19 protein-coding genes are annotated in these 18,145 nt (G+C 52.4%); 6 read left to right on the forward strand and 13 right to left on the reverse strand.

The annotated features are described in order from the left end of the window. The first annotated feature begins 164 nt into the window (after positions 1 to 164). The 3 genes from N685_RS0100280 to N685_RS0100290 all read left to right on the forward strand — a co-directional run bounded on the left by N685_RS0100280 (position 165) and on the right by N685_RS0100290 (position 1,674). Positions 165 to 353, forward strand: a complete 189-nt coding sequence (locus tag N685_RS0100280) for a hypothetical protein (RefSeq protein WP_031404815.1) — start codon at positions 165 to 167, stop codon at positions 351 to 353. A gap of 205 nt (positions 354 to 558) precedes the next feature. Next, positions 559 to 1,143 (forward strand): cell wall hydrolase, encoded by a 585-nt coding sequence (locus N685_RS0100285; protein ID WP_031404817.1) that lies wholly within the window; start codon positions 559 to 561, stop codon positions 1,141 to 1,143. Positions 1,144 to 1,494: 351 nt separating this feature from the next. Beyond that, the gene (locus N685_RS0100290) at positions 1,495 to 1,674 is read left to right on the forward strand and encodes a YkvS family protein (protein ID WP_013523278.1); all 180 of its coding nucleotides are present in this window, start codon (positions 1,495 to 1,497) and stop codon (positions 1,672 to 1,674) included. A gap of 30 nt (positions 1,675 to 1,704) precedes the next feature. Here the strand turns inward: N685_RS0100290 and N685_RS0100295 are convergent, their stop codons facing one another. From N685_RS0100295 to N685_RS0100330, 8 genes are all read right to left on the reverse strand, one after another. Then, a complete protein-coding gene (locus N685_RS0100295) occupies positions 1,705 to 2,391 on the reverse strand; it encodes an NAD(P)H-binding protein (RefSeq protein ID WP_031404821.1) in 687 nt (228 codons plus the stop codon). 56 nt (positions 2,392 to 2,447) lie between these two features. Beyond that, on the reverse strand, positions 2,448 to 2,945 hold the full coding sequence (gene queF, locus N685_RS0100300; RefSeq protein WP_011230479.1) for a preQ(1) synthase: 498 nt from the start codon (positions 2,943 to 2,945) through the stop codon (positions 2,448 to 2,450). A gap of 51 nt (positions 2,946 to 2,996) precedes the next feature. Beyond that, positions 2,997 to 3,731, reverse strand: a complete 735-nt coding sequence (gene queE, locus N685_RS0100305; protein WP_031404824.1) for a 7-carboxy-7-deazaguanine synthase QueE — start codon at positions 3,729 to 3,731, stop codon at positions 2,997 to 2,999. Further along, positions 3,731 to 4,168, reverse strand: coding sequence for a 6-carboxytetrahydropterin synthase QueD (queD, locus tag N685_RS0100310; protein WP_031404825.1), 438 nt, complete (start codon positions 4,166 to 4,168; stop codon positions 3,731 to 3,733). Before queD ends, queE begins: the two co-directional genes overlap by 1 nt. Further along, the gene (gene queC / locus N685_RS0100315) at positions 4,165 to 4,836 is read right to left on the reverse strand and encodes a 7-cyano-7-deazaguanine synthase QueC (RefSeq protein WP_031404827.1); all 672 of its coding nucleotides are present in this window, start codon (positions 4,834 to 4,836) and stop codon (positions 4,165 to 4,167) included. The genes queD and queC overlap by 4 nt, the downstream gene beginning before the upstream one ends. 170 nt (positions 4,837 to 5,006) lie before the next feature. Beyond that, a complete protein-coding gene (locus N685_RS0100320; RefSeq protein ID WP_031404829.1) occupies positions 5,007 to 6,119 on the reverse strand; it encodes a GerAB/ArcD/ProY family transporter in 1,113 nt (370 codons plus the stop codon). A gap of 26 nt (positions 6,120 to 6,145) precedes the next feature. Next, positions 6,146 to 7,231, reverse strand: coding sequence for a Ger(x)C family spore germination protein (locus N685_RS0100325; protein WP_031404830.1), 1,086 nt, complete (start codon positions 7,229 to 7,231; stop codon positions 6,146 to 6,148). Between the two features lie 12 nt (positions 7,232 to 7,243). Further along, positions 7,244 to 8,758, reverse strand: a complete 1,515-nt coding sequence (locus tag N685_RS0100330; protein WP_031404832.1) for a spore germination protein — start codon at positions 8,756 to 8,758, stop codon at positions 7,244 to 7,246. Positions 8,759 to 8,898: 140 nt separating this feature from the next. Between N685_RS0100330 and N685_RS0100335 the strand changes: the two genes are divergently transcribed. Further along, positions 8,899 to 10,509, forward strand: coding sequence for a methyl-accepting chemotaxis protein (locus N685_RS0100335; protein WP_031404834.1), 1,611 nt, complete (start codon positions 8,899 to 8,901; stop codon positions 10,507 to 10,509). A 60-nt stretch (positions 10,510 to 10,569) separates the two neighbouring features. On the opposite strand, the gene N685_RS0100340 is transcribed toward N685_RS0100335, so the two are convergent. Continuing rightward, positions 10,570 to 11,607 carry a YkvI family membrane protein gene (locus N685_RS0100340; RefSeq protein WP_031404836.1) on the reverse strand — a complete coding sequence of 346 codons (1,038 nt, stop codon included), beginning with the start codon at positions 11,605 to 11,607 and terminating at the stop codon, positions 10,570 to 10,572. 108 nt (positions 11,608 to 11,715) lie between these two features. Further along, positions 11,716 to 12,462, reverse strand: coding sequence for a FixH family protein (locus tag N685_RS0100345; protein ID WP_031404838.1), 747 nt, complete (start codon positions 12,460 to 12,462; stop codon positions 11,716 to 11,718). Between the two features lie 289 nt (positions 12,463 to 12,751). On the opposite strand from N685_RS0100345, the gene N685_RS0100350 reads away from it, so the two are divergent. Then, positions 12,752 to 14,890: an ATP-dependent Clp protease ATP-binding subunit gene (locus N685_RS0100350; RefSeq protein ID WP_031404840.1), complete on the forward strand. Its 2,139-nt coding sequence runs from the start codon at positions 12,752 to 12,754 to the stop codon at positions 14,888 to 14,890. A 345-nt stretch (positions 14,891 to 15,235) separates the two neighbouring features. Next, positions 15,236 to 15,583 (forward strand): type VII toxin-antitoxin system HepT family RNase toxin, encoded by a 348-nt coding sequence (gene hepT, locus N685_RS0100360; protein ID WP_084177453.1) that lies wholly within the window; start codon positions 15,236 to 15,238, stop codon positions 15,581 to 15,583. 27 nt (positions 15,584 to 15,610) lie between these two features. Here the strand turns inward: hepT and N685_RS0100365 are convergent, their stop codons facing one another. Genes N685_RS0100365 through N685_RS0100375 form a run of 3 tightly spaced genes read right to left on the reverse strand, consistent with a single transcriptional unit; the run spans position 15,611 to position 18,026 of the window. Then, positions 15,611 to 16,264 carry a TetR/AcrR family transcriptional regulator gene (locus tag N685_RS0100365; protein ID WP_031404846.1) on the reverse strand — a complete coding sequence of 218 codons (654 nt, stop codon included), beginning with the start codon at positions 16,262 to 16,264 and terminating at the stop codon, positions 15,611 to 15,613. Between the two features lie 11 nt (positions 16,265 to 16,275). Then, positions 16,276 to 17,301, reverse strand: coding sequence for an ABC transporter permease (locus N685_RS0100370; protein ID WP_031404848.1), 1,026 nt, complete (start codon positions 17,299 to 17,301; stop codon positions 16,276 to 16,278). After that, positions 17,298 to 18,026 (reverse strand): ABC transporter ATP-binding protein, encoded by a 729-nt coding sequence (locus tag N685_RS0100375; RefSeq protein WP_031404851.1) that lies wholly within the window; start codon positions 18,024 to 18,026, stop codon positions 17,298 to 17,300. The genes N685_RS0100370 and N685_RS0100375 overlap by 4 nt, the downstream gene beginning before the upstream one ends. Positions 18,027 to 18,145: the final 119 nt, after the last annotated feature.

Here is an 18,145-nt window from a genome sequence, read left to right on the forward strand (position 1 = left end):
AGACCCATACATGGGTTTAAAAGCAGCGTTGTTCGTTCGCTCGCCAGTCGATCCAATGCTCAGTAAAAGCCGCAAATGTGAAAGTTTCAAATTGCATCTATACAGATGACGGTGCTACGATAATAACGATGATCATGCCGGATGAACGCTTGGAGGGACATGCGATGGATGAAGCACTGGCAGCCAAGCAAATCGAGGAGTTGCGAAATGGAACGATTTCAGAATTGCTGGTCAAAAAAGAGGACTTTCCGATTTTCCGGGCGGTGCTCGTGAAGCAACCCGACTTCAAACAGTTTCGCGGCATCGCCCAGCGCGGCGGCCACGTGATCTACCATTATCTTGAATCTCCGTGAAGTTGATCTTCCTGTTTTTCCTTCCATCCTATCCCGGCTTTCGCCCCAGAAAGCTGGGATGTTTTGTGCATGAAAAAATTTCTAGCCCCTCTACGACTCTAGTGATTTCAACACATACAGCATTTTTCCATCAATTAGATAATGACTCATCCTTCTATCCTTGCTACGCTAGTAGCGAGTTTGCAAGGCAAAAGGAGGGATGTCGATGAAACAAGCAAAAGCATGGGCGACGGCTATGTTGTGCGGCATATTTTTCCTTGCCGGCCATGCCGATGCGGCGACGATCCACACCGTCAAGCGCGGCGATACGCTTTGGAAAATTGCGAAACAATACGGTGTGCCGCTGAAACAACTGAAACAAAAGAATCGCAAAGGCGATCTATTGTACCCTGGCGAAAAACTCGTCATCCCTGATGCCGGCATCACAGCGGCAGAAAAAGATTTGCTTGCCCGCCTCGTTCATGCCGAGGCGAAAGGGGAGCCATACGCCGGAAAAGTGGCCGTGGCAACGGTCGTGCTGAACCGCGTCGACCATCCGGATTTTCCGGATACGATCCACGATGTCATTTATGAGCGCTCTGGCGGCCATTATGCATTCACGCCGGTCGCAAACGGATCGATCAACGAACCGGCCGACCGTGAATCATACCGCGCCGTTGAAGAAGCACTTGCTTTTCGCGGTTTAGGAAACGGTTCGCTGTATTTCTACAATCCGAAAACGGCGAAAAGCAAATGGCTGCGCTCACGTCAAGTGACCGTCGTCATCGGCAACCATGTGTTCGCCAAATAGGAAAAATGGAAAGCAAGAGGCGTTGACGCTTCTTGCTTTTTTCAAAATAACGCTTCATTCCCAAAAGGTGCACTTGGCTTTTCATGGACAATATGATAGAAATGTTCATTTAAGGAAATCATTTTTAGCTCGCGCATCATGAGCGTCTATCAAGTACATTTTTATGGGAAAGCGCCAAAATAAAAAACTTTAGGAAATAATTCTCTTTACTTGCGCATAAAAATAGGGCAAACTAATAAAAAGGCACCCATCCCGCCGACCAAGGGACGGGTTCGGGAATCAGGTCGGCCTCGATTCCGACGGCCGTTCGCCTGAACGGCCATCCATCATTTTGTTTAAAGGAGAATGATGATGATCAAAAAAGCAAAAGTCGGAGATATTATCGAGTTTAAAAATGGGCTGCGCGGCATTGTGGAGAAGGTGAATGAAAACTCAGTCATCGTGGATTTAACGTATATGGAAAACTATCGTGAACTCGATTTGCAAGAACGGACGGTTGTCAATCATAAAAACTATAAAATCGTCGAATAAAAAAGAGGCTGCCAAGAGCCTCTTTTTTGTTTACGAAGTGCGGGCGAGTTCATCACATTCATAGATATGGACGCCGCTCGTTGCTGACGCCGCCCGGTAAAACATCGCCAAAGCAAGCTGATGGGCGTCAACCGGCTTGTACTTTTTCCATTTGCCGACGAACAAAAACGGAAGACGGCCTAACAACCATCCGGCTAACGCTTCACCGAGGCGGAACTCGCGACGCTTGCCGACAAGCAGCGACGGACGAAAAATATGAAGCGATGGGATGGAAAGCCGTTGCAGCGCTTCTTCCGTCTCTCCTTTGACTCGCTGGTAGAAAAACGGCGAACAAGGGTCAGCGCCGACCGAAGAGACGGTCAAAAAGCTTTTCACGCGGCACTTTTCCGCCATCGCCGCAGCGCGCAGCGTATATTCATAATCGACTTGAATGAATTGTTGCTTCGTTTTCGCCTTTTTGCGCGTCGTCCCGAGGCAGCAAAACACATCGTCCACATAAAAATATCGTTCGTACGATTCAAGCCGCACAAAATCGACGACGACTTGCTGCAACTTTTCATGTTCCACCGGCAGCGGAGTGCGGACGAAAATCGTCACACCGCGGTACAAATCCGACTGCAACAACAGCTTCAGCAACTCTCCGCCGACCAAACCGCTCGCTCCGAGCAAAAGGGCTGTTCTTCGCTCCAACTTCCAAACCTCCAAGGTCACAAACATTCATCGTTCATTATATATGAGCTGGAGCGAAAAAACTACCTCTTTTTTTGACGGTTTCAGCGGTTGTCGACTTTTTCTGGATACAAGTCATGATTGAGCAGCCGGTATTCCGCCATTTTTTCGTATTTCGTCCCCGGGCGCCCCCAGTTGCAATACGGGTCGATGGAAATGCCGCCGCGCGGGGTGAATTTGCCCCACACTTCGATATAGCGCGGCTCCATGACTTTGATCAAATCGTTCATAATGATGTTGACGCAGTCTTCGTGAAAGTCGCCATGATTGCGGAAGCTGAATAAATACAGCTTCAGCGACTTGCTTTCGACGCATTTTTTGTCCGGGATGTAGCTGATGTAAATCGTCGCGAAGTCCGGTTGTCCGGTTTTGGGACACAACGTCGTAAACTCCGGACAATTGAACTTCACGAAATAATCCCGGTCAGGATGTTTGTTGTCAAACACTTCAAGAAGATTCGGATTGTACGTAAACGAATAGGTCGTCCCTTGATTGCCAAGCAGCGTCAAGTCTTTCAATTCTTCCTCTTTTCTTCCCGCCATTCCTTCATTCCTCCCTGATTGATCTATGCAAAATGAGCCGCCGCCCCTGCTCTACACGCCGCGCTTGTTTCCCCAAAGGAGCGTGTGCAGCTGGGGCAGGATGTGGACGTCCGCCAGCTCCTCCGACTCGGCGGCTTGCTCGACGAGCCATTCCAACCGGCTGAGAAGCTTCGCGCGGAGTGCAGCCACCTCGGAAGCGGCCACATCGGCGTTGCCGGTCTGCAAGTAAAATGGAACGCCTGGGTAGCGGCGGTGCACTTCTTTCGCATACGCCAAATCGGCGTCGTCAAACACGACGACTTTCAAGCTGACGCGCCGCGCCCGGCTTCGATCGGCCAGCAACCGCCCGATGATTTGATCGAGCGCCGCCCAGTCGGTGTCCATCCCCGAGCTTGGCGGTTTCGGGGAAAGGGTGACGTCGTCAATGTCAAGCAGCCAATCCTGCCAGCGGCTCCCTTGCGTTTCGACCGCCACCCGCACCCCTTTTTCATGAAGGAGCGCGACGAGCTCACCGAGTGCGGCGATCAGCAGCGGGTTGCCGCCGGAGATCGTCACGTGGCGGAAGCGGCGGCCGCCAATGGCTTCAAGCCGCCGCCAAATGTCGTCTGCCGTCAGCTGCTCGATCTCGTCTTTGGCCGATCCATCCCACGTAAACACTGAATCGCACCAGCGGCAGCGGTAGTCGCAGCCGGCGGTGCGGACGAACATTGTCTTTTGGCCGATCACCATTCCCTCTCCTTGGATGGTCGGACCAAAAATCTCCAACACCGGAATCGTGCGCGCCATTACCGCTCCCCCGCTTTCGGCCGGTAGACGACATAGCTCGTCGGCGTTTCGCGGACAAACACTTGCAAACATTTCGGCTTGTGCGGCAGCGTATCCAAATAGCGCTGAATCGTTTCATAAATCGTGCGCGCCACCACTTCCGATGTCGGAAACCGGTTCGGGTCATGACTGTCAAACCAATCGCTATGGTCGTTGAGCAGCGTATGGTCCAATTTTCCGTGGACAAGCTTCTTTACCGTTTGGAAGTTGACTAAAAAACCGCTCTCATCGAGCTCATCGCCGGCGATCGTCACATTGACAATGTACGTGTGGCCGTGCACGTTGGCGCAGCTCCCGGCCGCTTCATGCGGGATGAAATGGGCGGCGGCGATGTGCATGTCTTTGTTCAACTCATAGCGGTAGTGATGCGTCACCTGCGGATAGAGCTGATGCATCATCGCGCCTCCACCTCCGCTTTTTCCCGCAAATATTCCTCCAACCCGCGCTTGCGCAACACGCACGCCGGGCACTCGCCGCAGCCGTCGGCGATGACGCCGTTGTAGCACGTCAGCGTCTTCGTGCGAATGAACTCGAGCGCCCCGAGCTCATCAGCAAGCTTCCACGTCTCCGCTTTCGTCAGCCACATGAGCGGCGTATGAATGACAAATTCATAATCCATCGCCAAATTCAGCGTGACGTTCAATGATTTGATAAATACATCGCGGCAGTCCGGATAGCCGCTGAAATCGGTTTCGCACACACCTGTCACCATATGGCGCGCCCCCCGCTGTTTGGCAAGCACGGCAGCGAATGATAAAAACAATAAATTGCGCCCGTCCACAAACGTCGTCGGCAGCTCGCCTTCCTTTTGTTCAATGGCGATGTCGCGACGCGTCAAGGCGTTCGGCGCCAACTGCCCGAGAAGCGACAAATCAAGCACCGTATGGCGGACGCCAAGTTCTGCGGCGATGGACGAGGCCACTTCTATTTCTAGGCGGTGGCGCTGGCCGTAGTCAAACGTCACCGCTTCCACGTCACCAAACTGCTTTTTCGCCCAAAACAAACACGTCGTGCTGTCTTGGCCGCCGCTAAAGACGACGACCGCCTTTTCTTCCTTTCGTTTCATCATCATCCACCTCCTTCTGAATGAGCAGAAGAAGAGGTTTCCAAAACAAAAAGGCCATACCCCTAGGATACAGCCGTCCCTAGTTTTTTATAGAGGGTTTTGCTAGAAACCTCTCCCGTACAAACGTACGGAATTGTATTCTTCTGTTTTCTTTTTTCACTATACCATATTTACGGCTTTTGTTGTAGCGTTTTTTTCACCTTTTCCACCACCCACACGCTGACGCACAAAAGCGGAACATAGACGGCGACAAGATACAATCCGAGCTTGGCCGTCCATTGGCTGATCCGTTCGATGTCCGCTTTCTCTTGAAGCAAGAGCGTGCCGATAAACAAAATGACAAGAAGCACAGGCAGCGACCGGCGCTGCTGGACGGCGAACAGCTGTTTCACAACCCGCGTCGCCGCCCAAACCGAGAGGGTGATGATCGGAAACACGACAAGCACATAAATCGAGATGACGATGTATTCCATCCGTTCGATAAACGGCACTTCCGGAATTTTCGCCAGCGTCAACGTCGGCCATGTCACGTGCTGAATTTGCTCTTTGTTATAAAACACGATCGAAATCAAAACGATCACAAGGTAAATGAACGTTGTTAAAGCATTGGCCGCGTGCGCCCATTTTTGCGAAGACGGCGCGTTTTTCACAAATGGGTAGTACATCAGCAGCATTTCAAATCCTAAATATTGCAGCGTCATCTCTTTGGATGCTTTGGCGAGCTGTCCAAATGAATGATCGAATACCGGCAGCAAGTTTCGATATTGCGCGTACTCCAACGGGAAAAACACCATCGGGAAAATGGTCGCCAGCGGAATGACCACCCCCCATACACACAGTCCTGTCACGACGCGGAATCCGCCAAGGACGGCGTAATAGGTGAGCGCCAAAAAAATCAGGCTGAACTGCCATGTTCCCATGAACGGAAACACCCATACTTTAATGATTTCGATGTACGACTGCAGCACCATCAGCGCCGCCAACATATAGTAAAGAAACACCCCTAAGCTCAATAGGCCGCCAAACCACCGGCCAAAATAATGTTGATGAAGCAAGACGATATCCCCGCCGAAAGGAGAGCGGGAAAGCAGGCGATACATGAACCAAATCAACAAGTGGGCGGCCAGCCCGGTCAGAAGCACCACCATCCATGCGTCCTGCCCGACCGCTTTCATCAGCGGCCGTTGGAAGCTGAGCGCCCCAACCCCAATTTGCGCAGCGTGGACGACGAAAAAAACAAAAAACGGGGAGATGAGAAATCGGTCTGGAATCGGCTGTTTCATGGTCTTCCCTCCTCATGATCCCCGTCTTATTCGCCAATGCCCGTGTGGACGATGTCGACTGTCACATGGGGGCGGATGTCCAAGTCCGGATATTCGCGGTAAAACGCAGCCCGATCCCAATGTCTTGTGATACTGCGGACAAAGTCGCCGAAGCCAAGCGGGTCAATTCGCTTTTTTTGAAAAGAGCGGAATAAACGTTCCATATTGTGTTCCAATTCATTTTCCATTTTTTTTCTCACGCTATCCAACAGCTTCCCCTTTACCGGGTCGAGCCATGACGGATAATCTCGCACCGATGCATGAATATGAACGGACACATCGAGGCGATGGCGGCTTCCGTCACGTTTCCATTCATATTTCGGCTTCGCCCATAAGTTTTGCAGCATGACCCGATCCTCGCCTTGCTTTCCGCGATTCCCAACCTTCAGCTGATAAACGCCGTTTTTCGTTTCCCCGAGCAAAATTTTCATTAAAAAGGCATCGCGCAAGCTGACATGCCCAACATATTTGTCGTCGCGAAACAACGCGATCCCCTCGAGCTTCACAAAATCGCCTTTTTTCTCAAAGTACGGCAAAAACGGATCGCTCCCCGGGGAAAAATAGCGATACAAAAACAGATGCAAATTCGTTTTCGGCAAGTTCATCGACTGTTCATTTTGCTCGACGAGGTTCGGCAAATACAGCGTATCGCTGAGCGTCGTCTTCGCTGTGATTTTCAACAGCTCCTTGGCGCTGTCTTCGGCAACGCCAAGCAGCAAATGGCTTCCGACCTTGTTGTTGCGTGCGAGGCTGTGCGTAATCTGCGTCACTCCCCGCTTCGCAAACTCCTTGCCGAACAAAATGAGACGCAGTTGCCCCTCCTCAATCGGCAGCGCCGATTTCGACGACAGGCGTGGGATGAGATCGTAAATCGTTGGCGATGTCGTCGTCAATACGTTCGGTTTCGTCATCGGCCCTTGTTTGAATGTCGGGTACACGGCTGTCCCCGTATAACGGCCGTTTTCGAAATCATAACCCATTTGCTGGATAATTTGAATTTCGTCAATCGGCCGCGAACTGGCGCACCCGCCCAGCAACAGCAGCGCCCCGATCCATAGCCACCCACGCCGCATCATGATCCCCCTTTACTCATCAATATCGCGCTTTTGCTTCGCTTCATTCGGATCAAAGCGAAACCGCGACCATGGACGAAGAAACTGCGGCCGCTCCGCCGCTTGGCTGTACGGCGAACGAATAAACGTATCGTCGAGGTTGCGCACACGCAACGGGTAAAACGGAACCAAATATGGATACCCAAACGATTGCAGCCGGCCTAAATGAATGAGCAGCCAACAGATGGCAAAAGCAATCCCGACCCCGCCCCAGCCGGCGGCGAACAAAATAAAGGGGAAACGGATAAACCGAATCGTGTTGGACATTTTGAAAATCGGCGTTGTAAACGATGCGAGCGCGGCCAAGGCCACGACAATCAACAAAATCGTGCTCGTCAAACCGGCGTCGACGGTCGCCTGCCCAATCACAATCCCGCCGACAATCCCGAGCGTTTGCGCGACTTTCGTCGGCAGCCGCGCCCCGGCTTCACGCAGCAGCTCGATCGTCACTTCCAAAAACAGCACTTCGAGCACGGGCGGAAACGGCACATTGGAACGCGAATAAATGATCGGGCCGAGCAGATCCTCGGGAATCATTTCGTAATGATATGTCAAAACGGCCACATAAATCGGCGACGCCAGCACGGAAAACGCCACGCCGAAAAACCGGATCAGCCGAAAAAACGAACCGAGCACCCACGGCAAATAGTAATCTTCCGGCGACGTAAAAAAATCGAACAGCGCCGCGGGCCCGATCACCGCATACGGCGAACCGTCGCAAAGCACCGCGACTTGTCCGGAAATGAGGGCATACACCGCCCGATCGATCCGCTCGGTCGAGATAAAGAGCGGAAACGGCGTCCGCGAATTGTCGGCGAGCAGCTGATCCAAAATCGCGTTGTCAAACACGACATCGAAGTGAATCGTCTCAAGCCGCTGCGTCACCGTTCGGACCACTTCCGGATTGGCCACGCCATCGATATAGGCGACGACGACTTTGGTTTTGGACATTGAGCCGACTGACATTTCACGAAATACTAAGTTGGGCGCAACGATTTGCCGCCGGAGAAGATGGAGATTGACGCCGACGTTCTCGACAAAACCGACTTTCGGTCCGACGACGCTGAACTCATTTTCCGAATCGTTGTTTTCCCGCAGCCCCAAATTTTCAGCGGCGGCGCTCATGAGCGCCGCTTTGTTTGGTTGCTCGCGGAAGGTGACAGCGACAAACCCTTTCAGCACCTTTTCTTCAATCAGCGCGATGTCTTCGCTCACTTCAATGCGCTGAATCGGCACGATTTGTTGCAATTCTTCGAGCCGGATGGTCGGATGCTTTGGAATGTCATTTTGCAGATGACAAAGAATCCGCTCTTGCAATAGTTGGGGATCGACGAGCGAATCAAAATAGTAAATGGACAGCTCCTTGTCCCCAACAAGAAATGATAATTCGACAAAATCGCTCGATTGCCGCAGTTGTTCCCAAAGTTGCGAAATCGGGCGCTTGGGAGGGCGTTTTCTCTTTTTTTTCCAAAACATGAACAAACCCATGGCCATCCCCTCGCCTTTCCGTTTACAGCATAGTCTTCCAATCGATAGATATTTTTATGCATCCCCCTTTCATCCTATTGATTCGACAAAATCTTCTATATATTATTGAAAATAGACAAACGAAAAAAGGAGAATCGTCTATGAGCGAACTGACGAAACAGCGCCGGGCGAAACGAGCCTTGAAAAAAGTGACGGCAACGGCAGAAGCGCTGCGAGAGGTGATCGATCGAACGCGTCCGCTCGAAGAACAGCTTGACCGCATCCGCGCCTTTTTAGACGATCGGCTCGGCCGTGATGAATATTTTGTTGTTGTCGATGAAAGCGGATACGGGCTTATCCATACGAACCGCCTCCGCGAGGGAAGGGTGTTTGCCGACCCAGTCGGGCTCGCCGCCGCCCGCACGAACGAGCCGCTATTGCAAGTGTACGAACGCGATACCGGCGAAGTGTTGATTGACGCCAGCTGCCCGCTTTGGATGGAGCCAGGCGGAAGACGGTTCAATCTGCGGATGGGAAGGCTCATGCATCGTCCGTATTTGCAATGGGTGTTAGCAAGCATCGCCATCGCTCCGGCAGCTGTCGGGCTGGCCGCCTCCGCCGCCGGGGCGACGCCTGTTTTTGCCGCGCTGTTTGCCGCTTTATTTGGGCTTGGGCTCAGCGCCGCTTGGCATCGAGCCATTGCCGCCGAGCTTCGCCATTGGTACAGCGTCGCGCGCACCGTCTCCTCAGGTCAATTGCAAACGGAAGTGAAAACGAAGAAAAAACGAGATGAATTTCATCAAATCGCCTACGAAATCAACAAAATGATTCTCGGCATCCGCACGATCATCAATGAACTTGGCAAAGCAGCCAAAACTGTGCATGATGTGAGCGTTGAACAGCAGATGGAAATGCGCCGCCTCTCTGAATCATTCGACGAAATCGCCGCTGCTGTTGAAACGTTCCGCGAAGGAGCAAAACAACAAACGACCGCTGTCGAGCAAGCGGGTGACGTCATCCAGCAGATGGTGAAGCGCGTGCAGCTCATGCGGGCTGCCGTTGAACGCGTCGTACGGCAGGCGGGCGACGCTTGGTCGTCGGCAGCAGAAGGCATTCGCCTCATTGAGGAAACAAAAACAAACATGGACGCGATGCAGCACGGCATCAATGAAACAACCGCCCTCATTGACAAAGCCGCCCATGAAGCGGCGCGCGCCCATGACATGATCACCGCCATTCGCACGATCGCCAAACAGACGAACTTGCTCGCCCTAAACGCCTCGATCGAAGCGGCGCGGGCGGGTGAAGCGGGCCGCGGTTTTTCCATCGTCGCCCAAGAAGTCCGAAAACTCGCCGAAGATACAAACGCGTTCGCCGCTGAAATTTTCGCCTCGCTCGACGCCATGACGAACGCGCTCAAGGAAGCCGTGCAAGCTGTACAAGGAAGCGGTCTCCGTGTTGAAACGACGAAAAACTCGCTTTGGAAAACAGGAGAGACGTTCACATCGTTTCAGGGCATGTTCGCCCAGCTGAACGACTTGCTTCAGCAAAACGAATCCTACGTCAACGCCATCACCGCCGACGGCGAGCAGCTCGGTGAACTGATGGGAGACGTACGCACCGTGGCCGCCGATTTTTCAAACATGGTGCAAGAAACCGCATCGGGACTTGAGCAACAAACGCTCGCCCTTCACCAACTAGCCCGGGAAGCAGACACGTTGGCTGCTGCAGCGCACGATTTAGAAAAAATGATCGCCCGATTCCACTCATAACGAAACAAAGCCCTTTCGTCCCCCTTCACCAAAGAAATGTCAGGGAACGAAAGGGCCGATTTATCGGTGCGGCAGCCGTCGACGCCAAAGAAGCCACAATAACATGAGACTCATGTAGCCAAACAGTGGATAGAGAAATGACAACAACTCCCCATAGCGAAACGGGCTGACCGCCGCAAACAACAACACGAGCAGCACGCCCAGCCATTTTCCGCCGCTCGGCACCCAAACGCGCACTTGACGGGCAAGCCCAAACAGGCCGCCGATGACCGATGTAAAAATTTCTCCGTAAATGACTACGACATACAACCAATACAGCATGGCAAAAAACGTACGAACCACTTCAGCCATCGGAATGTCGTAATCATCCTTTTGCGGAAACGATAGCAGCACGATATGGTTTAGCAGCAACAACCCTGTCAATATCACTCCCCCCAACATCGCCCCGCGCTTCACCGCTCGCTCACCGGTCGCTTCGCGGGCAACAGGCACAAGCACCGCTTGGGCCATCGCCAAGTTAAACGCCGCATAGGAAAACGGGGACAACATCGCCTTAAGCGAATAATCCGATGCCACCATATCCGGTCGGCATAAGTCGCCAACCATCATCATTTTGATCAATACGGTGGCGCTAAATATCATCATCATCGGCACGACTAACACGTTGACGCCAAACAGCCCTTTGCGGTCGAGCAACATGACCACAAGCGCCAAACCGAGCGTCAGGGCAATCCCCGCCTGCCGCGGCCAGCCGATCTGCTCTTCAAACACCGCGCCCGCCCCGGCGATCATCACCGCCGTCACCCCCGCGATCATCGCCGTCATCACGAGCGTCACAAACGGGCTCAACATTCTCCCGAACAAATAACGATTCAATTCATCGTATGATATGGCTCCAATGCGGCGCGCCATCACCATGAGTCGTGCGCCGCCCCATATAAACAAAAAACCGCTGATGATGATCCCAACCGTTCCGGCCGCCCCATAACGGGTGAAAAATTCCATAATCTCTCTTCCGGTCGCAAATCCTGCTCCAATCACCGTGCCGACGTAAACAGCGGCGATTTGCCACGCTTCCGACCATTCTGCTTTCTTCACCTTCTGCTCTCCCCTTCTCCTTGTCCGCTGCTTATTTCCATGTATATGTCTGCAGTGGACAGGAAAGACGAATAGACAAAAAAAGGATGCCTTCCTCAGCATCCTTCGTTACTGAACAGTCACTTGTTCGACTTGATGTTCGTGCAATTGATCTGCTTCCACATGCACTTTCACCGAATACGTCCCTTTGTTGGCAAACGTGGCAACAGCCTCGTATTTGCCGTTTCCTTTGTCATCCGCATCCACAAATTCATGCTTATTGCCCGCCTGCCAAATCTCAAAGCGAACGATGGCGTTCGTGAGAGGCTTCCCATCTTTGGTGAGATGGACGGTCAATGCCGCCGGCTTTCCAGCTTCGAACGAGCGGGATGACAGCGAAATAGCGACGGCGGCATGACGGTGTTCTTCAGCACTGCCTGGGGAATGTTCGCCCTCCCCGTCGGCTGCTGCCGCCTGTTCCGGGTTGCCAACGACAACATCTTTTTTCGGCATGTTATGCATATCGCGCGCTGTCACATGGGCGACAACGGAATACGTTCCCGCTTCGGTGAACGTTTTTTCCACGGAATAGCGGCCATTGCCGTCATGCTTTGCTTCGAGCATGTCCCGATCGCTGCTTCCGTGCTTCCATACTTCAAACTTTACTTCGCTCGCATCGTCCACTTTTTCACCGCCATACGTCACGACACAGGCGAGCTTCGTCGGCTTGTTCAAGTCGATGTGATCCGGCACATCCATTTTCACGTCAAGCACAGCCGCCGTATCGGCTTGCTTGTTGTGATTTGTACAAGCAGCCATGACCATCATCATCCCCAAAAGTACAATAGCAAACGCGAAACCAACACGTCTTCTCATCTTCACCTTTCTCCTTTTTCTTTCAAAATTTTTATAACCAACATTGTTCAGCCGCCCCGTTCTCGGCACTGAAGGCAGGCCGTTCCCGCCTCTTTTTCTGCTTTTCACTTTATCATAGCTTTGCCGCATTTATATTAGTATTCACCATTTTTTCAAAAACATTTCATCGTTATCACAAATTTTTTTGCGCAAAACACTTGAAAGTCAAAAAAGGTCAAAGTATAATAAAGTCAGAAGGTCAAAGAAAGTCAAAGTCAAACCACCAGTAACGGAGAAGGGGGTATTCCTCATGCGTTGCCAAGCATGCCAGCAACGTGAAGCAACCGTATTTGTCAACTTGCAATGGAACGGGGAAAAACAACAGCTTCATCTTTGCCATGAATGCTATGAAAAACAAAAACAACAATTGTCGATTCCAATGATGAATTTTGGCTTTTCGCCATTTTCCTTTGATGACTTCTTCACCAGCCACTTCACAGCGGCCAACGCAGGAATGAGCTCGCCGGGAACGATGACGAAACGCTCGCAAAGCCATAGCGGCGGATTTTTGGATCAGTTCGGCCGCAACTTGACGCAAATGGCAAAAGCGGGCTTGATCGACCCGGTCATCGGCCGCGACAAAGAAATTGCGCGCGTTATTGAAATTTTGAACCGCCGCAACAAAAACAATCCGGTGTTGATCGGGGAGCCGGGCGTCGGGAAAACGGCCATCGTTGAAGGGCTCGCGCTGAAAATCGCCGAAGGAAACGTGCCGGAAAAATTGTTGAACAAAGAAGTGTACTTGCTTGACGTCGCTTCGCTTGTCGCCAACACCGGCATCCGCGGTCAATTCGAAGAGCGGATGAAACGGCTCATCGCCGAACTGCAAGAGCGGAAAAACGTCATCTTGTTCATTGACGAAATCCATCTGCTCGTCGGCGCTGGCGCTGCCGAAGGGTCGATGGATGCCGGCAACATTTTAAAACCGGCGCTTGCCCGCGGCGAACTGCAAGTCGTCGGGGCAACGACGTTGAAAGAATACCGGCAAATTGAAAAAGACGCCGCTCTTGAGCGCCGCTTCCAACCGGTCATCGTCCACGAGCCGACCGTTGACGAAGCAATCGCCATCTTAAAAGGCATTCAACCAAAATATGAGCAATTCCACCATGTCCGCTATACGGATGAGGCGATCGAAGCGTGCGTCAAACTCGCGCACCGCTACATCCAAGACCGCTTCCTGCCGGACAAAGCGATCGACTTGTTGGACGAGGCCGGCTCGAAAGCGAACTTGCGCCTCGGCCCGACCGATGAAAAACAGCTGCAAGAGCGGCTGATGCAAATCGCGAAAGAAAAAGAACAAGCGGCGAAAGAAGAAAACTATGAACTGGCGGCGAAACTGCGCGATGAAGAGCTGAAACTGGAGAAACAGCTCGAACAAGGCGTCACCCAAGAACGCCCTGTCGTGGATGCCGCCGATATCGAGCAAATCATCGCCGAGAAAACCGGCATCCCGGTCGGCAAGCTGCAAGCCGATGAAAAAGAAAAAATGAAACATCTCGAAGAAAACTTGGCGAAAAAAGTGATCGGCCAAGCAGAAGCGGTGAAAAAAGTGGCGAAAGCCATTCGCCGCAGCCGCGCCGGCTTGAAGGCGAAACACCGCCCGATCGGTTCGTTCTTGTTTGTCGGCCCGACCGGCGTTGGGAAAACGGAGCTCGCCAAAACGCTCGCTGAAGAGCTGTTTGGCACGAAAGACGCCATGATTCGCCTCGATATGAGCGAATACATGGAAAAGCATTCGGTCGCGAAACTGATCGGTTCTCCTCCGGGCTATGTCGGCTTTGAAGAAGCCGGCCAGCTGACGGAAAAAGTGCGCCGCAATCCGTACAGCATCATCTTGCTTGATGAGATTGAAAAGGCGCACCCGGACGTGCAGCACATCTTCCTGCAAATTTTGGAAGACGGCCGCTTGACCGACAGCCAAGGCCGCACCGTCAGCTTCAAAGACACGGTCATCATCGCGACAAGCAACGCCGGCGTCACCGACAAAAAAATCACCGTCGGCTTTGAAAAACAAAGCGGCAGCCCATCAAGCGTTCTTGACTCACTCAGCGCTTACTTCAAGCCGGAATTTTTGAACCGCTTCGACGCCATCATCGAGTTCAAGCCGCTCGAAAAAGCTCACTTGCTTGAGATTGTCGACTTGATGCTCGCCGATGTCAAAGCGGCGATGCGCGAACAAGGCATTGAACTCGACGTGACGGAAGCGGCGAAAGAAAAACTGGCCGAACTCGGCTACCATCCGGCCTTCGGCGCCCGCCCGCTCCGCCGCGTCATCCAAGAGCATGTCGAAGACAACATCGCCGACTGCCTGCTTGACACCAGCGAACCGGTGCGCGCGATCCGCATCGATGTCGAAGGAGAAGCCATCGTGGCGCAAATCGCCTCATAACCGTCTGACGAACGTCGTCTCACCTTGAACACAGGGTGGGGCGTTTTTTTTTACATTATATCGAATATTGTCGTCGACTTCCTACCTCTTTTCCACTTCCTAAAAGGTATTGGGAGATTGCGACATGATATACCAAAAGATTTGATCAATCGAATCAATCATGGGGACTTGCGGTACAATCTTCTCATCTTGGACAAAGAGCGATCCCCTGTCCATATTTTTAACGATGTCCAATGGTATCCATCGTTTGATCCGAATAAAGGATCAAATATGATTTCGGAAGATGGCCATACAAAAAAATGATCGATCAATCGAAACCATTCCATACCGATTGGACAAACGAACATGCTCATCGGTCAAACATCGTTTGAACAAATAGCACAAGATTCGATCGTTCTGAATTTGCAGCGGGCGTGCGAAGCCCGCATCGATTTGGCCATGCATATCGTTGCCGAGCAAAAATTCGGATTGCCGCAGCATAGCCGCGATGCGTTCGCTCTTCTCGAAGAACATGGGGTCATCTCCCCTTCCGTAAGCAAAAAGATGAAGGCGATGATCGGATTCCGCAACATCGCTGTTCACGACTACCAACCACTGAACCTTGGCATCGTACAAGCCATCGTTGAACAACATCTTGATGATTTCAAACAGTTTGCCGAAGCTATCCTCCGTTATGCGAAAGAAAACAACTAGGCCGGCTCCTGCGCGGAAGCCGGCCGGTTAGCGCCGCAGACCGTTCATCAACACGCGGATCGTCCGTTCCATTTCCGCCTCATCGTCCCAGTTGTGGTCAGGCAAAAGGAGAAAGCGGGCGGCCAAAAAGCCGGCGAGCGATGTGATCGTCAAGCGGATGACCGAATCGACCGGCAGCTCGGCCAACTCCCCTTTCTCTTGAAAATGGCGGACAATGCGGGCGAATTTTGGATACACATGCTCGGTAAACACGCGTTGAAAGCACTGTTTGATCTCGGAATGAAAGGCCAGCTCCTGCCAGAGCACGCGAATCGCCGGCAGATACGTTTTCACAAAGGCGTAGCGGTTGGAGAACACCGCGCGCAAAAACTGTTCGTACGTCTCATATTCGTTGTCAAACACTTCGCGGACAAACTCTTTCGCCAAAAACGGGGCGACGGACTGAAACAATGTCGGCGTGACGATCGCCAACAATAAGTCTTTTTTCGTCTTATAGTGGCGGAAGATCGTGCCTTCCGCCACCCCAGCCTTTTTGGCGATTTCACTCGTGGAAGTCGCCGCATAGCCTTTTTCAGCAAACATTTCCACCGCGGCTTCCAAAATTTTCAGCTGCTTTTCACTGAACTGCCCTTCCTTGCCGCCGATTTGCAGCAATTCCTGAATCCATGAATGCTCGCTCATGACTCTACTCCTTACAGCTTGCGGTATTTTTTCAATGCTACTACATTGAATACCATAAACAGCAACGTAAAGCCAAGCAGCACGTACACATCCACAGCGATGGCGCGAAAACCTTCCCCCCGCACCATAATATCGCGCAGCGCATCCGCCCCGTAGGTGAGCGGCATGATGACGCTCAGCGAACGCAGCCATTCTTCCATCGTGTCAAGATTGAACAAGCCGGAGAAAAACACTTGCGGCACGACGACAAGCGGGATAAACTGCACCATTTGCAGCTCGTTGTTGGCGAACGCCGACAGCAGCATCCCGAGCGCCAGCGCCGTCATCGCCAGCAAAAACGTGATGAGCAGCACATACACGAACGAACCTTCCATCATCATGTCGAGCACATCAATGGCAAACCATGAAATTAAGCTTGCCTGAATCGTCGTAAACAGCCCGAACCCGATCATGTAGCCGGCGACCATTTCCCAGCGCCTGAGCGGCGTCGCCATCAACCGCTCGAGCGTCCCATTCGTCCGCTCGCGCAAAAATGACACTCCAGCAATCAAAAAGACAAAAAAGAAGACGAAAAAGCCGATCAACACGGGGCCGAAATAATCAAATGACGCCATATCGCTTGATCCGTGCCAATACGTTGTTTTCAGCTGAAACGGGGGCTTGGGCGCCATGGACTGAAACGCCTGTTGCACCGCGGCCATCACCGCCTGATTGGCCGTCGGGTCGCTTCCTTCCAGCGTAAGGTGCGGAGCGCTTCCGCTCATGTCAAGCCACGCGTCAATGTCTTGATCGTCCAGCTGCTTTCGCGCTTGTTTTGCTGACAGCTCTTTCACGTTCGCTCCCGCTTCTTTCAACTTGTCAACAACCGCCTCAGGCACGTGTTCGCTGACGGCAATGGCTGGTTTGTATTCTTCGCCATTAAACACCAAATCCATTAACAACAAGACGAACATCGGTGCGACAATCATGAGCGCCAGCGTGCGCTTGTCGCGGAAAAACTGGCGGATGATGCGGACGACAATGGCCAACACTCTCATCGACGAGCACCTCCAAACGTCAAAAACGCTTGTTCAATCGTTTCTGCGCCTGCTTTTTGTTTCAATTCATCCGGGCGGCCGACGGCGATCAAACGACCTTCGCGAATCATGCCAAGCCGCCCGCACTTTTCCGCTTCATCCATCACATGGGTCGTGACGACAATGGTTGTACCGCGCCGGCGAATCCGCTCGAGCTCCGCCCAAATCGATTGGCGCAGCACCGGATCGATGCCGACTGTCGGCTCATCCAAAATGAGCACTTCGGGTTCGTGAAGCAAGGCGATCGCCAGCGACAGCCGCCGCTTCATCCCGCCTGAGTATTGGTGCACCGGCTTTTTCCGGTCATCCGTCAAGTTGACGAGCGCGAGCATGTCATCGATCCGTTCTTTTTGTTTTTTTCCTCTTAATCCATAGATCGAGGCGAAAAATTGCATGTTCTCGAGCGCGGTCAATTCTCCGTACAGGGCATCCGACTGCGCCATAAAGCCGATCCGCTTCATGGCGCCAAGATCAGGCATGTTCACGCCCAACACGCGAATCGTGCCTTCGCTCGCCAAATCAATGCCGGCGATCATGCGCACCAACGTCGTCTTGCCGGCTCCCGACGGGCCGAGCAGACCGAAAATTTCCCCCGCGCGGACATCCAACGACACATCGTCGATGACCACTTTTTTTCCAAACCGCTTGGAAACACGCTCGACTTGAATACATGGATTGGCGGTCATTGTTTTTCTCCCCTTTACATAGTAGTGAGCAATCACTCATTTATAGTATAATGAAGATAAACCTTTTTGTAAAGTGAGTAATCACTCACAAAATACATTTTTTAAGCTGCCGACAGTTC

Source organism: Geobacillus vulcani PSS1, assembly GCF_000733845.1.
In the GTDB taxonomy this organism is placed as follows: domain Bacteria; phylum Bacillota; class Bacilli; order Bacillales; family Anoxybacillaceae; genus Geobacillus; species Geobacillus vulcani.

Coding starts and splice junctions, on each gene's coding strand:
- N685_RS0100325 (WP_031404830.1), bottom strand. CDS start 7,231: ATGCGGCGTGGGTGGCTATGGATCGGGGCGCTGCTGTTGCTGGGCGGG.
- hepT (WP_084177453.1), top strand. CDS start 15,236: ATGCTCATCGGTCAAACATCGTTTGAACAAATAGCACAAGATTCGATC.
- N685_RS0100350 (WP_031404840.1), top strand. CDS start 12,752: ATGCGTTGCCAAGCATGCCAGCAACGTGAAGCAACCGTATTTGTCAAC.
- N685_RS0100345 (WP_031404838.1), bottom strand. CDS start 12,462: ATGAGAAGACGTGTTGGTTTCGCGTTTGCTATTGTACTTTTGGGGATG.
- N685_RS0100290 (WP_013523278.1), top strand. CDS start 1,495: ATGATCAAAAAAGCAAAAGTCGGAGATATTATCGAGTTTAAAAATGGG.
- N685_RS0100365 (WP_031404846.1), bottom strand. CDS start 16,264: ATGAGCGAGCATTCATGGATTCAGGAATTGCTGCAAATCGGCGGCAAG.
- N685_RS0100375 (WP_031404851.1), bottom strand. CDS start 18,026: ATGACCGCCAATCCATGTATTCAAGTCGAGCGTGTTTCCAAGCGGTTT.
- N685_RS0100285 (WP_031404817.1), top strand. CDS start 559: ATGAAACAAGCAAAAGCATGGGCGACGGCTATGTTGTGCGGCATATTT.
- queD (WP_031404825.1), bottom strand. CDS start 4,168: ATGATGCATCAGCTCTATCCGCAGGTGACGCATCACTACCGCTATGAG.
- N685_RS0100280 (WP_031404815.1), top strand. CDS start 165: ATGGATGAAGCACTGGCAGCCAAGCAAATCGAGGAGTTGCGAAATGGA.
- N685_RS0100320 (WP_031404829.1), bottom strand. CDS start 6,119: ATGAAACAGCCGATTCCAGACCGATTTCTCATCTCCCCGTTTTTTGTT.
- queF (WP_011230479.1), bottom strand. CDS start 2,945: ATGGCGGGAAGAAAAGAGGAAGAATTGAAAGACTTGACGCTGCTTGGC.
- N685_RS0100330 (WP_031404832.1), bottom strand. CDS start 8,758: ATGGGTTTGTTCATGTTTTGGAAAAAAAAGAGAAAACGCCCTCCCAAG.
- N685_RS0100370 (WP_031404848.1), bottom strand. CDS start 17,301: ATGAGAGTGTTGGCCATTGTCGTCCGCATCATCCGCCAGTTTTTCCGC.
- queE (WP_031404824.1), bottom strand. CDS start 3,731: ATGGCGCGCACGATTCCGGTGTTGGAGATTTTTGGTCCGACCATCCAA.
- N685_RS0100295 (WP_031404821.1), bottom strand. CDS start 2,391: ATGTTTGTGACCTTGGAGGTTTGGAAGTTGGAGCGAAGAACAGCCCTT.
- N685_RS0100335 (WP_031404834.1), top strand. CDS start 8,899: ATGAGCGAACTGACGAAACAGCGCCGGGCGAAACGAGCCTTGAAAAAA.
- queC (WP_031404827.1), bottom strand. CDS start 4,836: ATGAAACGAAAGGAAGAAAAGGCGGTCGTCGTCTTTAGCGGCGGCCAA.